The organism is Flavobacterium soyae, assembly GCF_045348165.1.
Lineage (GTDB): Bacteria > Bacteroidota > Bacteroidia > Flavobacteriales > Flavobacteriaceae > Flavobacterium > Flavobacterium soyae.
Genome location: NZ_CP150845.1, coordinates 3,139,973 through 3,155,953 on the forward strand (window position 1 = coordinate 3,139,973; position 15,981 = coordinate 3,155,953).

The 15,981-nt window shown below is 33.0% G+C and carries 18 protein-coding genes; 2 read left to right on the forward strand and 16 right to left on the reverse strand.

The features are described 5' to 3' along the window. Window positions 1-95 precede the first annotated feature (95 nt). The 8 genes from AABD74_RS13485 to AABD74_RS13520 all read right to left on the reverse strand — a co-directional run bounded on the left by AABD74_RS13485 (window position 96) and on the right by AABD74_RS13520 (window position 6,934). Window positions 96-773, reverse strand: coding sequence for a lysoplasmalogenase (locus tag AABD74_RS13485; protein ID WP_406843185.1), 678 nt, complete (start codon window positions 771-773; stop codon window positions 96-98). Then, window positions 773-2,053 (reverse strand): sterol desaturase family protein, encoded by a 1,281-nt coding sequence (locus AABD74_RS13490; RefSeq protein ID WP_232682171.1) that lies wholly within the window; start codon window positions 2,051-2,053, stop codon window positions 773-775. The genes AABD74_RS13485 and AABD74_RS13490 overlap by 1 nt, the downstream gene beginning before the upstream one ends. A 65-nt stretch (window positions 2,054-2,118) precedes the next feature. Further along, complete coding sequence (locus AABD74_RS13495) at window positions 2,119-2,394, reverse strand: ATP-dependent Clp protease adaptor ClpS (RefSeq protein ID WP_232682170.1); 276 nt, start codon at window positions 2,392-2,394, stop codon at window positions 2,119-2,121. 38 nt (window positions 2,395-2,432) lie between these two features. Continuing rightward, complete coding sequence (prmA, locus tag AABD74_RS13500; protein ID WP_406843186.1) at window positions 2,433-3,266, reverse strand: 50S ribosomal protein L11 methyltransferase; 834 nt, start codon at window positions 3,264-3,266, stop codon at window positions 2,433-2,435. Between the two features lie 266 nt (window positions 3,267-3,532). Further along, complete coding sequence (gene tpiA / locus AABD74_RS13505) at window positions 3,533-4,285, reverse strand: triose-phosphate isomerase (RefSeq protein WP_232682168.1); 753 nt, start codon at window positions 4,283-4,285, stop codon at window positions 3,533-3,535. Between the two features lie 77 nt (window positions 4,286-4,362). Further along, window positions 4,363-4,863, reverse strand: coding sequence for a TlpA disulfide reductase family protein (locus tag AABD74_RS13510; protein WP_232682167.1), 501 nt, complete (start codon window positions 4,861-4,863; stop codon window positions 4,363-4,365). A gap of 298 nt (window positions 4,864-5,161) precedes the next feature. Next, a complete protein-coding gene (locus AABD74_RS13515; RefSeq protein ID WP_232682166.1) occupies window positions 5,162-6,283 on the reverse strand; it encodes a BT_3928 family protein in 1,122 nt (373 codons plus the stop codon). 108 nt (window positions 6,284-6,391) lie between these two features. Then, complete coding sequence (locus AABD74_RS13520) at window positions 6,392-6,934, reverse strand: DUF1599 domain-containing protein (protein WP_232682165.1); 543 nt, start codon at window positions 6,932-6,934, stop codon at window positions 6,392-6,394. A gap of 221 nt (window positions 6,935-7,155) precedes the next feature. On the opposite strand from AABD74_RS13520, the gene folP reads away from it, so the two are divergent. Both folP and AABD74_RS13530 read left to right on the forward strand, forming a co-directional pair. Beyond that, the gene (gene folP / locus AABD74_RS13525) at window positions 7,156-7,980 is read left to right on the forward strand and encodes a dihydropteroate synthase (RefSeq protein WP_406843187.1); all 825 of its coding nucleotides are present in this window, start codon (window positions 7,156-7,158) and stop codon (window positions 7,978-7,980) included. Between the two features lie 145 nt (window positions 7,981-8,125). After that, window positions 8,126-8,758, forward strand: a complete 633-nt coding sequence (locus AABD74_RS13530) for a hypothetical protein (RefSeq protein WP_406843188.1) — start codon at window positions 8,126-8,128, stop codon at window positions 8,756-8,758. Between the two features lie 49 nt (window positions 8,759-8,807). Here the strand turns inward: AABD74_RS13530 and rlmH are convergent, their stop codons facing one another. From rlmH to AABD74_RS13570, 8 genes are all read right to left on the reverse strand, one after another. Beyond that, entirely contained in the window at window positions 8,808-9,281 is a 474-nt protein-coding gene (gene rlmH / locus AABD74_RS13535; protein WP_406843189.1) for a 23S rRNA (pseudouridine(1915)-N(3))-methyltransferase RlmH, read from the reverse strand. 134 nt (window positions 9,282-9,415) lie between these two features. After that, window positions 9,416-9,718, reverse strand: a complete 303-nt coding sequence (locus AABD74_RS13540) for an antibiotic biosynthesis monooxygenase (protein ID WP_232682160.1) — start codon at window positions 9,716-9,718, stop codon at window positions 9,416-9,418. Between the two features lie 140 nt (window positions 9,719-9,858). Next, a complete protein-coding gene (locus AABD74_RS13545) occupies window positions 9,859-11,274 on the reverse strand; it encodes an adenosine deaminase (RefSeq protein ID WP_406843190.1) in 1,416 nt (471 codons plus the stop codon). 218 nt (window positions 11,275-11,492) lie between these two features. After that, complete coding sequence (locus AABD74_RS13550) at window positions 11,493-11,777, reverse strand: GNAT family N-acetyltransferase (protein ID WP_232682158.1); 285 nt, start codon at window positions 11,775-11,777, stop codon at window positions 11,493-11,495. A 6-nt stretch (window positions 11,778-11,783) separates the two neighbouring features. Then, entirely contained in the window at window positions 11,784-12,179 is a 396-nt protein-coding gene (locus AABD74_RS13555; protein WP_232682157.1) for an OsmC family protein, read from the reverse strand. Between the two features lie 2 nt (window positions 12,180-12,181). Beyond that, window positions 12,182-13,063, reverse strand: a complete 882-nt coding sequence (locus tag AABD74_RS13560; RefSeq protein ID WP_232682156.1) for a pirin family protein — start codon at window positions 13,061-13,063, stop codon at window positions 12,182-12,184. A 280-nt stretch (window positions 13,064-13,343) separates the two neighbouring features. Then, complete coding sequence (locus tag AABD74_RS13565) at window positions 13,344-14,444, reverse strand: DNA alkylation repair protein (protein ID WP_232682155.1); 1,101 nt, start codon at window positions 14,442-14,444, stop codon at window positions 13,344-13,346. Window positions 14,445-14,657: 213 nt separating this feature from the next. Then, window positions 14,658-15,974 (reverse strand): esterase/lipase family protein, encoded by a 1,317-nt coding sequence (locus tag AABD74_RS13570; protein WP_406843191.1) that lies wholly within the window; start codon window positions 15,972-15,974, stop codon window positions 14,658-14,660. Between the last annotated feature and the right edge of the window lie 7 nt (window positions 15,975-15,981).

Below are 15,981 nucleotides of genomic sequence, written 5' to 3' on the forward strand. Positions count from 1 at the left end.
AATGTAAAAGGTTTTTGTCACAGATTATAAATTCAAAAAGAAAATAGAATAAAAACTCCTTGATAATTTGTTTAATCTGTGTTATCTGCGTGCTATTATACTTCCTTTTTTAAATTCAGTTTTAATATACCTTTTACAATCAGATATTGTGCCACAAGATAAGTAAGCATAATAATGAACGAACTTTTTTGAATTGGCATATGAAACTTGTTGATTGCCAATATGCTATCAGAAACTACAAAAAACAGCGCCCCAAAAAAAACATATTGATTCGCAGGTTTTTTCCAAATTAAAAGTCCGTTGTAAGCAAACAAAAGCATAACAGAAATTACGCTGGCATAAATGATAACCGGAATTTTTAAATCGCCTAAAGCAGGTAGTAAAACCGATAACATTCCGATTAAATAACAAGCAATAATGAGGCTTCCGAAAATAAAAATTATAGCATCCTTTTTTACTTTCTCTTTAATCTGTCTATTAAAAAGGATACAATACATAATGTGAGCGATTAGAAAAGAAACCAGCCCCAGAATAAAATAGATTTCAGCAATGTCTGCAAAAAGCAAAATTACGTCGCCAATCCAGGAAAATACCAACGCTGTTATAAGGATATTTTGCGTTGGGAATTTTTTAGAAAAATAAACTCCTACAATTAACAAAGGAATTAGAGCAGGTTTTAAATAACAGTCTAAACTTTCATACCCAAGATATAAAAGCAGTAAATAAATAAAGCTGAAAGCAATATAAATTTTAAAAAATACGGTGTTTTTCATTATGTGGTTTGAGATTTTATGGTTTGGTTTTGGTTAGTTCTAAAATTGATGGTTACAAAGTAAATCGTTATCAAAAATGATAAACTTAAATACCCTAAAATTATATAATTACTTAAAGAGAAAACGGAATTTAAACCAAACCAATCGCCGTAAAATGCTATAATACCAATAGCAATTGATAACCGGAAACCTTCCCAAAAAACAGCAAATCGGCTTTTGTCCATTAATTCAGAATTACTGTAAATAGTAACGAGAATAAAAAAGCCGTAAACAAAGATATCTGGAAGGCCAATTTTGGCAATATTATCAAAAAGAAAACTCACAAACAAAAGCGTAATTAGAATTTGTGTAACCGACCAATAAATTAGTTTTTGCGAATTCTGTGTTCCGTATTTATCAAAATTAAAAACATCTTCAATTTTGTTTACCGGATATTTTTCTTCGAAATTTTCAGGTCTCCATCCGGTTGGTTTAAACCAGATTGTAAGTTTATCTTTCCAGTTTTCAGCACGCCAGGCATCTTTTATTAATAACGTCAAATGTTGAAAATTTATTTTTACAGGGTTCCAGGTATTGGCAGGTCTTGTGATTCCGTAAACAGGAGGAACATCATCTAATTCTTCCTGAAAAGTACCAAAAAGTTTGTCCCAGAAAATAAATATCTGCGAATGGTTTTTATCTAAATATTCAGGGTTTATAGCATGATGAACACGATGATGCGAAGGCGTTACTATAATGTGCTCTGCAAATCCCATTTTTTTAATGTGTTTGGTATGATACCAAAATTGTAAAAACAAATGGAGTGGAAGTGTAATAGCAATTACAGAAGCCGGAACGCCCAATAGCGCCGCAGGAATCAACAAGAAAGTAAACAAATTAACTAAACTTGCAATGGGCTGACGAAGCGCACAGGCAAGATTAAACTCTTCACTGCTGTGGTGAATGGCATGTTTGTTCCAAAGGAAATTAATTTGATGCGCCAGTCGATGGCTCCAGTAGCCGTAAAAATCGATGACAAAAAAGGCAATAATATAGGAGAGAACGTTAGCTTCCTGATGGAAAATAGCAATTTTTGAAACCATCCATTCATAGGAAAGAAAAGTGACGCTTAGTCCCAAAACATCTTTTACAGAATTGGTAATTCCAGAGCTGATGCTGGAAACACTGTCAATTAATGGAGCAGTATCGTTTTTTTTGTAAATGCCATATAGTTTTTCAATTACAATTAAGACTAAAAAAATAGGCATTGCGATAATTAATATTTTTCCATATTCTTCCATAAAAAAACATTCTATTTTATCCCAAATATAGAATAAAATAGAATGTTTTTTAAATTATTGGTAAATTAAACAATTTCGGCGCTAAGTCCAGCTTCCAAAAGTTGTGTACATTGAGGTTTTAATTTATCCATTGGTCCTGTTTTTACAGTGCATTTTCCGTTGTAATGTACAATTAAGGAACATTGTTCTGCTTGTTCAGATGTGTGATTACACACTCGCATTAAGGTATCAATTACGTGGTCAAAAGTGTTCACATCGTCGTTATACACAATGATTTCGTTATTGAATCCGGTCGCCTCTTTTTCGCGAACTCTTTCTCTTACTTTTTCTTTAGTACTCATTTCTTTTTAGTTTTTTGTACTGCTGTAATTACTATTAACTAATTTACGTATTTTAATGAAACCCAGTTGTTTCTTTGAATTTTTTTAACATATGTTAGCCCTTTTTCAGTGCAGGAAGCATCAATAAAAGGAATGTCTTCTTCATAAAAACCGCTAAATAATATAATTCCATTTTTGTTTAAACAATCTACATAACTCTGCATATCGTTTAATAAAATATTTCTATTGATGTTAGCAATAATCAAATCGTAACTTTTCCCGGCTAATAAAGCAGCATCGCCTTCGTAAACGCTGATATGTCTGCAATTATTGCGTTCGGCATTTTCGATAGAATTTAAATAACACCAATTGTCAATATCAATGGCATCGATTGGTTCTGCACCTTTCATTTCTGCCAAAATAGCCAAAATAGCAGTTCCGCAGCCCATGTCTAAAGTTTTAAGGCCTTTAACATCCATTTCTAATAAATGCTGAATCATCATGTGGGTTGTTTCGTGGTGCCCGGTTCCAAAACTCATTTTTGGTTCGATTACGATATCAAATTCTGCATCTGTTTTTGGGTGAAAAGGAGCGCGGACATGGCATTTTCCGTCAACATCAATAGGTTCGAAATTCTTTTCCCATTCTTCGTTCCAGTTTACCTGATCGATTTCTTCAATTGTATATTCAATTTTAAACTCTTCTGATTGTAAAATGTAAATATCATCCAGAATATTCTCATCCCATAAATCTTTTTTCACGAAAGCCGAAATTCCGTTTTCTGTTTCTGTAAAACTTTCAAACGCTTTTTCGCCTAATTCAGCAACTAAAATTTCTGAACCAAGTTCCTTTGGCTCTATCGTAAAATGATATCCTAAATATATATTTGACATAAATAATTTTTTTGCAAAGGTAAGAATCCAAAGCAGAAGTTGTTCAAAAATCTAAGTGAACATTCTTAATTTAAGAATTATTTAAAATATAAAAAAAGCGACACTTTTTGAGTATCGCTTATATTTTGTTTTTGCCACAGATTAAAAAGATTAAAAGGATTTTTTTTGCCACGAATTCGCGAATTTTTTTAATTTGAATTTGTGGCGAAAAAACACAGAAAATAAAATTTGTGTAAATCATTTTAATCTGTGGCTAAAAAATAAATTTAGATAGCCGTTACAATTGCTAAGAAATCATCTGCTTTTAAAGCAGCACCTCCAATTAAACCACCATCAACGTCTGGTTTAGAGAAGATTTCCTTAGCATTTTCTGGTTTTACAGAACCACCGTATAAAATAGAAACTTCATCAGCGATTTCAGCCCCAAAAGCTTTACGGATAGTTTGTCTGATAAATTCGTGCATTTCCTGTGCTTGTTCTGGCGAAGCAGTTTCTCCAGTTCCAATTGCCCAAACAGGCTCATAAGCTAAAACAACTTTTGTCCAGGATTCTTTTGCAATGTGGAATAACCCATCACGTAATTGATTTTCAACAATATTGAAATGATTCCCTGACTGACGATCTTTTAATTCTTCTCCAAAACAGAAAATTACAGTTAAATCATGTTTTAAAGCAGTATCAACTTTATTTGCGATTAATGCATCAGTTTCGTGAAAAATAGCTCTACGCTCAGAGTGACCCAGAATTACGGTATTAACACCAATACTTGTTAACATATCTGCAGAAATTTCTCCTGTAAAAGCGCCGCCTTCAGCCTGGTGAACGTTTTGAGCAGCAACACCTATAGTTGTGTTTTTTACTTTTGCCACAGCAGCTTGCAAGTTTACAAATGTTGGAGCAACGATTACTTGCGCAGTAGTTTGTGCTGGTATTTTAGTAATTAATTCGCTTAACAATTCTTCAGTCTGTGCTGCGTTTTTATGCATTTTCCAGTTTCCTGCAACAATCTTTTTTCTCATTTTGGTAGTTTTTGTTATTTTTTTAATTTTTTGTTTTTAATGAAGTAAAGTCAAAAATTGAAATTGATTTTTGACATTTATATTGATTTTAGACTTGCTAAAGTTTCATTGATTTTGTCGAAATCAGTTTCGATAGCACGGTATAAAACAATTTTTCCAGTTTTGTCTACGATAATATATCTCGGAATCCAGTCTAAGTCAATAGCTTTTCCAAAAACACCTTTCATTCCATCGTTCATCATAAAATGATCGCCTTTTAATTCGTGTTTTTCGATTCCAATTTTCCATTTTTCAGCAGTTTTATCTGCAGAAAGGAATAGATATGAAACATTAGGATTATTAGCCTGCAGCTCTTTAACTTTTGGCATAGCTTTTACACAGTCGCCGCACCATGAAGCCCAAACTTCAATGACTAAAGTTTTTCCTTTATATTTTTTTAAAATGTTTTTGAAAGAAGCCTGGCCTCCATCAAGGGTTAATAATTTTTCAGACAAAGCTTCTTTCGAAAAACTTGTTTTCTGAGCCTGTGTGCATGAGAAAGTTATAAATGAAATAATGATTAGCGCTAATTGTTTCATACAATAAATGATTTTTAACAAAGTTAAACAAACAATTGGAAAGCCAAATAGAGATTAACAAAATTTGAAGAGTCGTTTATTTTGTAACAAAAAGTTAATTTTCGGTTAGAAAAAGCTGAATGAAATCGTAATAGTTGAGGTTAAAATCCTGGATTTTTTTGACCGGTATTTTTTTAAATACAAAAAATGAATGACTTTTTTATTTTGAGACTAATTTTGAAGGCAAAAAAACGTCAGGTTTCAATAAAAAAAGCTGCAATTTGTATTGCAGCTTTTTTGAATGATATGATATTATTTTTTAAATGCCATAAGCGACATCAGATAGTTTTAAATCATCAACATCATTATAGTGTACTTTTTGAACAATAGTTCCGTTGTGTAATACTACAATACTTGGATTTGCTCTTTCAATAGTTTTTAAAGCTGTTGCATCGCAGAAATAAAAATCGACATCTAAATTATATTGTTTTTTTGCTTTTGCAATTTCCTCCGCTCCAGAAGCCGTCATTGCAATTACTTTATAACCTTTTGCTTTAGCTTCTGCAGTAACTTTGGCTAGTTTTTTCATCCCGGCCGGTTCAGATTTAGTTAAATCGTAAGTTACAAAAATCAATAATTTTGGTTCTTTTAGTAATTCTGCTTTGTAATCAGAATCGTCCTTAGTCATTGTAAAATCGTGAATTGGCGGTACATATCCTTCTGTAATCACTTTATCTTTTCTGTCAACAAATGTTGCACCTTCAGGAATATTCATTAAATCTTTCTCTGTAAATTCTTTATCAACGCCATTTACTTTATAAATAAACACCATTTCGACTACTGATTTTGGAGCACCTTCAGGAATTTCCATTCCTTTTTCGATGTTAGTTCCAACTTTGTAAGGACGGAAATCTTTTATCGGATTATGGTTTAAAACCCAAACAGCTATAAAAGCACATAAAACTACGCTTACATAAACTGCAAAATTGGTTTTTGGAGTTGAAAATAATGGTTTTATTAATCTTTGATTGATGAACAAAACCAAAATAAAAAATAATAAAACAACATCTTTTGTAAATGACTGCCAAGGTGTTAAATGCAGCGCATCGCCAAAGCAGCCGCAATCTTTTACCACATCAAAATAAGCAGAGTAGAAGGTAAGGAATGTAAAGAAAACGATTAATAGCAATAAAGCCCAGATTGTTGTTCTTGTTTTGTATCCAACCAATAACATAACTCCTAGTACTACTTCAAAAATCACTAAGAAAATGGCTAATCCTAATGTTAATGGCTCTAAAAATGGCATATTGAAAACCGGCTCACTAAAATATTCAGTTAATTTATAAGAGAAACCAACGGGGTCATTTAGTTTTATTAATCCGGAAATGATAAATAATACACCGACAAATAATCGGGAGAATTGAGTAATGATGTTTTTCATGGAGTAAATATTAAAGTTGAAATTCCGAATTTTTAAATCACAAATTCCAAAATCTTGTTGGAAAATTGGAATTTGGTCCCGAAACTTCGGGATTATTTTTTTGGAATTTTATTTGTTTATCGGATTGAGAATTAAAGCAAAAACGGAGTAATTAATCATATCCTGATAATTAGCATCGATACCTTCAGAGACTAAAGTCAGCCCTTTATTGTCCTCAATTTGTTTTACGCGAAGTAACTTTTGTAAAATTAAATCTGTTAAAGAACTTACACGCATGTCACGCCAGGCTTCGCCGTAATCGTGATTTTTGGCTTCCATTAATTCTTTGGTTAATTTTACTTTAGCATCGTATAATTCGGTTGCTTTTTCAACATCAAGATCCGGCTGATCAACAACACCCAATTCTAACTGAATCAAAGCCATGATAGAATAATTGATGATTCCGATAAATTCTCCTTTTTCATCTTCATCAACTTTACGGATATCATTTTCTTGTAAACTTCTGATTCGTTGTGCTTTTATGAAAATTTGATCGGTCAATGATGGAAGTCTCAAAATTCTCCATGCACTGCCGTAATCTTTCATTTTATTGATAAATAAGGTTCGGCAAACCGTAATTACATTATCAAATTCAAGGGAAGTATTCTTCATTTATTGCTGTATATTTGCTAAAATTTCTCCAAAAATAAGGATTAAATTAAAGAGTTTCAAGTTTAAGGTTTTCTTTGTTTCAAGTTTTTTCTAAACAAAGTGTTAATGCCGATAACTTGAAACTAAGAAATAATAAAAGTTTCAAGTTTCAGGTTTCAAGTTCTCGAACTGACGTAATCTGCATCAACTTGAAACTTGAAACCAATAAAACTTGAAACAAAATGTTGATTAACTGTAAAGGTGAGCTTATAGATTTATCGATTCCTAAAATAATGGGAATTTTGAATATCACGCCCAATTCTTTCTTTGATGGAGGAAAATATAAAAACGAAGATGAAATCATTTCTCAGGTTGATAAAATGCTTTCTGAAGGGGCGGCATTTATTGATATTGGCGCCTATTCAAGTAAACCCAGTGCCGAATTTGTTTCGGAACAAGAAGAAATTGACCGAATTATTCCTGTCATAGAATTGATTTTAAAGCATTTTCCGAAAGCTTTATTATCAATCGATACTTTTAGGGCCGAAGTTGCAAAAGCGAGCATAGAAATCGGTGCAGCGATTATAAATGATATTGCAGCGGGTGAATTAGACGATAAAATGTTTGAAGTTATTGCAAAATACAACGTTCCGTACATTATGATGCACATGCGCGGTAATCCGCAGACAATGCAGAGTTTGACGCAATATGATGATATTGTAAAAGAAATACTGTTCTATTTTTCTGAAAAAGTAAAAAAAGCCAGAAGTTTAGGAATTAACGATTTGATTCTTGATCCCGGTTTCGGTTTCGCAAAAACAACAGATCAGAATTATGAAGTCATGCAAAAAATGGAACTTTTTAATTTATTAGAATTACCTGTTTTAGCAGGTGTTTCAAGAAAATCGATGATTTATAAAGCACTTAATATTACGGCGCAGGAAGCTTTAAACGGAACAACTTTTTTGAATACAATTGCGTTGACAAAAGGAGCGAAAATCCTTCGTGTTCACGATGTAAAAGAAGCGGTGGAATGTGTGGCTTTGTTTAATAAATTAAGTTTATGATATAAATAATCGCTTGGTTTGTTATTCCGAGGAACGAGGAATCGCACTCGAAACTCGACAAAGATTGATGACTTTCTTTGAGGAAGTACTAGTGCGATTCCTCGTTCCTCGGAATGACATACTTTGTACTAAAATAAAAATGAATATGAAATACGTTGCTCTAATTATTGCTTTTCTTCTTTTCTCCTGCGGAAAAAAACAAGATGTTTTACTTCCAAAATCAAACATAACAATTGTAAAAGACGTACAAGATCTTTCGCCAATTTATATCTTTTTTGAAACCGAAGGAAAAGATACAATCGCAGATGTAAACCGTAAAAGTGCGATAATTTCAACCAACTGGATTTTCAATATTGACAAACGTCTGCCTTTAAAATTGGTAATTCCGGAAGTAATGAAATTACAGGAAAAAAAGCGAGCTGACAGCGCCCATAAAAACGAAAATGCCGAAAATTATTATTCTTACGCAGATTCTATCGGGAAAAATCTAGCCTTTGTACCTTTTACGAAAGTGTATTATAAAACGGAAAAGCCAAGTAGAGAAAATTTGGTAGTTTATTTTAGAAAAGGAAAAAAACAGGTTTTCATGGCAAATAAGGAAATAAAAATTTCAGAAATATTACAACGTTTCTACACTATAAAATTTGAAAGAGTGCCAAATTTGGTATTTTTCTTCGATAAAAACATGAGTTATGAAGAATATATTCAGTATAAAATTCTACTGCAAAAACATGTAACTTATAATCTTGATAAACTTCCGGTAGAATTCATTAACTAAAACTTGAAACCTGAAACAAAGAAAACCTGAAACAAAAAAACAAAAAACTCTATTGATGATGATAAGGTTCGTTCCTTAAAATTGTAAACCCACGATATAATTGTTCGATAAAAAATAAGCGAACCATTTGGTGTGAAAACGTCATCAGCGAAAGCGAAACTTTTCCTTGAGCTTTACTGTAAACCGTTTCAGAGAATCCGTATGGGCCTCCAATTACGAAAACCAAAGTTTTGATTCCCGAATTCATTTTCTTTTGCAATTCTTCAGAAAAACCAACACTGGAGAAGTTTTTTCCGTTTTCATCCAATAAAATCAACTGATCGGCTGGTGAAAGTTTAGACAGAATCAATTCGCCTTCTTTTTCTTTTTGCTGACTTTCAGATAAGTTTTTTACGTTTTTGATATCGGGAATAATCTCCAAATCAAATTTGATGTAAAACGACAAACGTTTGGTATAATCGTCAATCAAGGTTTGAAGTGATTTATTATCAGTTTTGCCAATGGCGATGAGTTTGATATTCATTGTTCTTTTATTTTGCCACGAATTGCTCGAATTAGCATGAATTTATTTTTTTTGCCACAGATTAAAAGGATTTTCACAGATTGTTTAAAGGAAAATAAAAAATCCTTTTTAATCCTTTTAATCTGTGGCTAAGATTATTTTTTATTTTCAAAAACCGTTTCGAAATGTTCTACAATAGGAAACGGCTCATAATAATGATGTAAAATCTTTTTCCATTCCAGATATGCTTCAGAAGTTCTAAAACCTACAGTATGATCTTCAAGTGTATTCCAGTCAACCAATAAAAGATATTTGTTTTCAACTTCAAGGCATTTCTCTAAGCGATGTCCTAAATAACCATCAATTGATGAGATGTATTGGCTTGCTTTTGCAAAATCAGCTTCAAATTGAGGTGCTAATTCAGGTTTTACAAAAAGATATGCGGCTTCTAGAATCATATTTATAAATATTTTTTTTACGCAGATTTTGCAGATTTAAACAGATTTTATTTTTTAATATTTTGACATAAAAAAAATCTGCGTTCATCAGCTTAAATCTGTTTAAAATCTGCGTGCAATTTTTACACAGATTAACAGTTTTAGTTTTTAGAAAACTTCGCTTCAAAAATTTTAAACCTATTATCAAGATCTTTTATTAATTGTTTTTTAACCGATTCATCCTGAATAAAACTGTAATTGATGCTGTTGTAAACGTATTTCTTTATTACTTCGTAATTAACATCAGGATATCTTTTTGCTAATAAAACATATTGTTCGGTCATATTACTTCTTAAAATTCCTGCATCGTCTGTACTGATTACAATTGGAACATTAAATTCTTTGTAAAGCGTAAACGGATGTCTGTTTTCTTTTACTTTTAAAATGAACTCATTACTTGCTAAATTGATCTCAATAGGAATATTATTTTTAGACATATATTTTAATAAATCATACGAATTTGCTTCGTAAGCGATATCAACTCCGTGACCAATCCTGTTTGCACCGGCAACATATATGGCGTCGTTAATATGCCATGTTAGATCTTCTGGCTGCACCAAACCTAAAGTCAATTCACCAGCGTGAAGAGTATATTTTACATCTGGAAATTTAGAGTGGCAGTATTTAAACATTACCATATGTAACCAGTAATCTTTCATTGAATTTTCTCCATGTTCAGGAGAAACTATGTTTACGCCGGCAGTTAATTTGCTTTCGTTTGAAGAAATGAAAGCGATAATCAGATTTTTAAATAAATCAACCGGTTCCATAAAACGCAGCACAAAATTTTGGTAACGCATGGTAAAACGCTCATCGTCAATTTTTAAATCTTTATGCAGTTTTGCTATGAAATTGTTATTGAAATCTTCGGCATATTTTTTAGCATCTTTTTTCTCAATCGATTTGTACAATTCGTCTAAAAGTTTTAATACTGCTTTTTCATCTTTTTGACTGGCTGCCTGACGAAGTTTTGTATTAAAATCAGTTAAATCAGAAATATTCATATCGCAGGGAATTGTTGATAGTTGTGTTTCTATATAACTTACATTTTCACTAATGGCGCGTTTTTTTAATTCAAGCATTCCTTCTGCAAAATGACCTGCAATAGTGGGTTCAAATTTCATAAAAGAATCAAAAAATAAATCATCAGAAGGAACAGAGCCATTATAATCTTTAGCCGACCAGGTTTGCATTACCTGTTGTTCGTATTGAGCTAATTTTCCGTTGTTTTTAAGAGAAGAAAAAGTCTGCCAGTTTCCTTTTTCAGGTTTGGTTTTAGAAACTTCCATGGTTTCTAAATTCAAATAAAAGTCTTCTGCAATGGCTCTTTCTAAAAGTGGTTCTGCATAAACCGATCCTGAAAAATGGTGGTGTAAATCGCCTCCTTTTGGCATTTGTTGAAAAAAAGCTGTTAAGAGAGCTTCATTATTTCTGATTTTTTCTAAATAACTTTCAGCTGTTTGAGAAAAGCCGATTTGCGCTATAAAAATACAGAAAAGCGTAATTATCCTTGTCATACTCTAAGTTTAAATTACATGCAAATGTAAGAGTTTTGGAGGAGATTAAAAAATTGATTTTCGTTGTGTTGGTTTTTTACCGCAAAGCTCGCTAAGGTTTTTCGCAAAGAACGCTAAGTCTTTTTTAGATTACCTAAGTTCATAAAATGCGAAAGACGCACTGCAGTGCGTCTCTACGAAAAAACCTTTGAGCCTTTGTTCCTTTGCCACTTTGAACCTTAAGAAAACAATACATCATGAATTGCCTCAACCCTGTCAAAAACGCTTTTTGCAAAAGGGCAAAGCGGAATAATTTTCAGGTTATTAGCTCTCGCATATTCTACGGCAGCCATAACTAATTTTTTGCCAACACCTTTTCCGTTAAATTCTTCGTTAACTTCTGTGTGGTCGATTATAAATTTGCTGTCACCAGCCCAGGTGTAAGTCATTTTTCCGGCTTGTTTTCCATCTTCTACGGCTTCAAAATATCCTCTTCTTGTATCGTTAATTTGTTGAATTTCCATGATAAATTATATTAATGTGGTTTTAATTTCTATTGAATGTGTAAGTGTTTTATGTATTGGGCAGCTATTGGCAATAGTTTCTAATCGTTGCCTTTGTGTATCGTCAACTTCGCCAATTACTTCAATTTTTCTTGTGAATAATGATACATTTCGATCAGAATTTCTTTCGAAATCAATTTTGACATTAATTTCTGAAACGTTCCATTGTTTACGATTAATGTACATTCGTAAAGTAATTACTGTGCAGGAAGCCAATGATGCCGCCAAAAGTTCTGTTGGATTCAGGCCTAAATTCTTTCCTCCAATTTCCTGAGGTTCATCAGAAATTAAAATGTTTCCGCTGGCTGATGCTATTTCTGTTCGATACAAGCGCGTATCTATTTTTGCTGATATAGTATTCATATTTATTTGATTCTCGGTTCAGGTAATGGAACAAATTCTGTTTCGCCTGGAACTTTTGGGAAAGTTTGGTTTGTCCAGTCAGTTTTTGCTTTTTCGATGAGGTTTTTGTCTGAAGAAACAAAATTCCAAAAGATAAAATGTTCTTCAGGAAACGGAGTTCCTCCAAAGATATAAACCCTAGAGTTTTCGGAAATTTCAAACTCGCAAAGTGTACTGTCGGTTGTTATTAAAATTTGTTTCGGCTCGTAAACGTGTTCACCGCTTTTAATTGTTCCTTCTAAAATATACAAACCGCTTTCGCCGAATAAATCCTTGCCAATGTTTATTTTTTTAGCATCGGTACTTTTGATTTCAATAAAATAAAGCGGACTGTAAACAGGAACCGGGGATTTTTTGCCAAAAGCTTCACCGGCAATTAATTTATATGAAACTCCGTCTTCTTCCCAAGCTGGAATACCATCAGCTTCAACATGTGTAAAATTCGGATCCATTTGCTCTAATTCTTTAGGAAGCGCTACCCAAATCTGCAATCCGTGAAGCATTTTGTCTGAATGTCTTAAATATTCTGGTGTTCTTTCAGAATGCACGATTCCTTTTCCGGCAGTCATCCAGTTTACAGCACCTGGTTTTATTTCTAATTCTGTTCCTAAACTATCACGGTGCATGATGCTTCCTTCAAACAAAAAGGTCAAAGTCGAAAGTCCGATATGCGGATGCGGCGGAACATCCATATTTTGATGTTGATTTAAATGTGCAGGTCCCATATGATCGATAAACACAAATGGTCCGACAGCTCTTTTTTCACGGAAAGGCAATAAACGACCCACCATAAAATTACCAATATTGGCAGCACGTTCTTCGATGATTAAACTGATATTTGACATGGTATTTTTATTTGATTTGAAAACAAAATTAGAACAACTGGGCGTGTTTGTAACTTAATTTAGATTAAGAAAACTTGTTTTTGAATTATAAAAGTAAGGAAAACCTACGATGTTGTTTTTGTAGTGTAGATTAAATTTAACACATAGAAACATAGATTTAAAATTGTAAAAGGAAGATTATCTAAAAAAAAATCTAGATTTTCACACATAGCTATGTTTGTTAATGCAAGTGAAATGCCTTTTTACAGCACTGAAAACTATGTTTCTATGTGTTTAGAAATTAATCAATCAATTCAAATTCTAAAATTTCACTCTCAGTTCCATTTATAATAATCGACAACTGATGCGCTCCCGTATGAAAAACTCTCGTTGTAATCAATTTAAAAGATTGGTTTCTTTCGATTTTGGTTAATTGATTGGGCTGATAGGTTTTCTCACTGATTTTAAAGACTTTTTTCGCCAAATGCCCTTTTGCTTTTTTATAATGAACAGCATATTCTAAACGAATCGTTTTTGGTTCATTATTTTTATTATTTAAATGAAATTGGAATTGCAGATAATCTCCAATTTTTACAATGGGAGTTATTATTTCAAAAGAAGAAAGCTCAATATTGGAGCTTTCTAAGCCATAATGACTTAAAATTTCAGGATGACCTTGTTTTAATAAAGTTCGGCAGCCGTGTTTTATAATTCCGTCAGTTTCTTTACTGTGTCCTTTCCATTTTGAAGCAATTTCAAGTACAATCTGCGGATTATCTTTTGCAATATCATTTAAGTTATTGGCAACGCTTCTGCGGACATATTCTGATGGATCGTTTTTTAGATTGTCTAAAATTGGAAGAATAGGGGAAGGATCTTTTTTCAAAAAGGGAATTGCCATTGCCCACGGTAATCTTGGGCGTGAACCTTCGCTGGCTAATCTTCGAACGTGATGACTTTTATGCAAAGACCATTTTGTCATCTCGTCGATCATTTGCTCTTTATATTTTAAAATAAAAGGACGAACTGCAAATTCGCAGCTTATAAACTGAGTTATAGAAACAAAGGCTTTCACCGAAGTTTTAAAATCGGCTAAACCGTACATTTCGATATAATCGGCAAAGAAAATGAATGCCAGATTACCATCGGTAAAATTATTTTTCTTTAAGTTTTCGATGATTTTATCAATTATAGAAACGGCTTCGGGGAAATTTTGCGGCATAAATTGGTGAAACACAACTGTGGTATGTTTCATTCTTTCTTTCCATTCTTTTTGAGCAAAATCACCTTCGTAAATTACCTCAATAAATTTTTGTTTGTTGAATGGCGGATATACTTCGGCGACAGCCTGACTAAATTTTTCGTAAAAAGAAACCGAGTAAATATCTTTAATTAATCCCATAAATTTTGCTTGATTGAGCCTCAAAGATATTTAATGTTCTTTGATTTTTGACAAACAAATTATTTAAGAACAGGGATTTTTATTTAAGATATATCATAAAGGACAATGCGTTTTTTTTAACGTTTTATAAAATAAATTGAGTTATAGGTAAGTAATAAAATAAAAACCGAAAAATCAAAACTATGAATATTGATTTTTCGGCTTTTAAATAATTTAGTTTGGTAAACAAGAAAGATCTTTAGCAATTTTTAAGTAAAATTTATTCAACCAGTTTGTTGTAGATTGTTTATTATCTGGTGTAATAATACTAATATGGTCTTGCCCCTGAATAACGGGATGTACATCCCAAACGCCTTTTGGGGCTAATTTTCTATGAATTGTATCTGTTAAAATATAATCATGTCCAATTGGATATTGGCCAGAAGGCACACTTACTAATCCATCGCAAGGTCTCCACTTATTATACCCCAAAGGTAAGTCTAAGGTAGTTTTACCTATGCCAGCTCCATCTGGTTTTAATAGTGGATTCATATTATCCGAAGGTGTCCAGGTTCCATCTGATTGCTCTGTCATATCATTAAATGAATAAGAAGCATAGTATACATTACGAGAACTTTTTGCCCAATAATTTTGCATTTGCGATGCTTTTACGCTTAAATCATAAACGCAATTATCCTGTGACTGCCAAAAACGGGCTGCAGAACCTTCATCTGCCGCTGTTTTGCCAAAAACACGTTCCATGTATGCTTTAGGACTTTCGTTTTCCTGTCTTTGAAGCCCCCATTGTCCCAAATCAAAATTATAAATGGCATTTTCTTCGAGCACAATTCCGCCCATTGCACCCATACCAATCAGCATTTTCTTTATGTTATCACGAAAATCTACAAAATCTGCAGGCAGGGCGCCATCGTGAACACCAGAAACGGTTGTATGACTAGCTGCCCAGTTATTTTTTCCACCTTTAAATAAATCAGAAGTTGGTGCTTCATGAGGGCCGGGAATATAGGCTTTCTCTTGTTCATCACCGTTTTCGAGTAACTCAATTAATAATCTTGGGGTAGGGCCTCCCATACTATGTCCTATAAAATGAACTTTGTTGGCAGCACTCCATTTAGGGTAAAATCCCGGGTAGGATTCTCCGTATCGATTGTGTCCGTGGCGCATAGCATGCACAGCTCCATAATCGACCACACCGCCCACTATATTATAATACAATTCAACGGCTCGGTCCCAATTACTGGATAATGGCCCCATTGAAGCGGTATAGGTTGTATAGCCCTGTGTGTTTAAATAAGTTTGAATATCACCTTTACCGCCCCAATAATAAAAACCATTCATTTCATCTCTTCCCCAGCCGCACATTCCATGTACGAGTACTATAGGATAATTATTTTGACGATGAGCTGGATAGGCGGGTAAATTTGCCGTGGGTTGTTCTCCCGGAATATAAGGCTGAGGAGCAGGATTATCTTCCTTATCGCAAGAAAATAAAAGTGCAGCAAAAATCAATAAGAGCGTAAATTTGTTCATCTTTATA

What these genes read in the sequence shown, in the direction of transcription:
- AABD74_RS13485 (WP_406843185.1), bottom strand. Translation starts at nt 773, where the DNA reads ATGAAAAACACCGTATTTTTTAAAATTTATATTGCTTTCAGCTTTATT.
- AABD74_RS13490 (WP_232682171.1), bottom strand. Translation starts at nt 2,053, where the DNA reads ATGGAAGAATATGGAAAAATATTAATTATCGCAATGCCTATTTTTTTA.
- AABD74_RS13495 (WP_232682170.1), bottom strand. Translation starts at nt 2,394, where the DNA reads ATGAGTACTAAAGAAAAAGTAAGAGAAAGAGTTCGCGAAAAAGAGGCG.
- prmA (WP_406843186.1), bottom strand. Translation starts at nt 3,266, where the DNA reads ATGTCAAATATATATTTAGGATATCATTTTACGATAGAGCCAAAGGAA.
- tpiA (WP_232682168.1), bottom strand. Translation starts at nt 4,285, where the DNA reads ATGAGAAAAAAGATTGTTGCAGGAAACTGGAAAATGCATAAAAACGCA.
- AABD74_RS13510 (WP_232682167.1), bottom strand. Translation starts at nt 4,863, where the DNA reads ATGAAACAATTAGCGCTAATCATTATTTCATTTATAACTTTCTCATGC.
- AABD74_RS13515 (WP_232682166.1), bottom strand. Translation starts at nt 6,283, where the DNA reads ATGAAAAACATCATTACTCAATTCTCCCGATTATTTGTCGGTGTATTA.
- AABD74_RS13520 (WP_232682165.1), bottom strand. Translation starts at nt 6,934, where the DNA reads ATGAAGAATACTTCCCTTGAATTTGATAATGTAATTACGGTTTGCCGA.
- folP (WP_406843187.1), top strand. Translation starts at nt 7,156, where the DNA reads ATGTTGATTAACTGTAAAGGTGAGCTTATAGATTTATCGATTCCTAAA.
- AABD74_RS13530 (WP_406843188.1), top strand. Translation starts at nt 8,126, where the DNA reads ATGAAATACGTTGCTCTAATTATTGCTTTTCTTCTTTTCTCCTGCGGA.
- rlmH (WP_406843189.1), bottom strand. Translation starts at nt 9,281, where the DNA reads ATGAATATCAAACTCATCGCCATTGGCAAAACTGATAATAAATCACTT.
- AABD74_RS13540 (WP_232682160.1), bottom strand. Translation starts at nt 9,718, where the DNA reads ATGATTCTAGAAGCCGCATATCTTTTTGTAAAACCTGAATTAGCACCT.
- AABD74_RS13545 (WP_406843190.1), bottom strand. Translation starts at nt 11,274, where the DNA reads ATGACAAGGATAATTACGCTTTTCTGTATTTTTATAGCGCAAATCGGC.
- AABD74_RS13550 (WP_232682158.1), bottom strand. Translation starts at nt 11,777, where the DNA reads ATGGAAATTCAACAAATTAACGATACAAGAAGAGGATATTTTGAAGCC.
- AABD74_RS13555 (WP_232682157.1), bottom strand. Translation starts at nt 12,179, where the DNA reads ATGAATACTATATCAGCAAAAATAGATACGCGCTTGTATCGAACAGAA.
- AABD74_RS13560 (WP_232682156.1), bottom strand. Translation starts at nt 13,063, where the DNA reads ATGTCAAATATCAGTTTAATCATCGAAGAACGTGCTGCCAATATTGGT.
- AABD74_RS13565 (WP_232682155.1), bottom strand. Translation starts at nt 14,444, where the DNA reads ATGGGATTAATTAAAGATATTTACTCGGTTTCTTTTTACGAAAAATTT.
- AABD74_RS13570 (WP_406843191.1), bottom strand. Translation starts at nt 15,974, where the DNA reads ATGAACAAATTTACGCTCTTATTGATTTTTGCTGCACTTTTATTTTCT.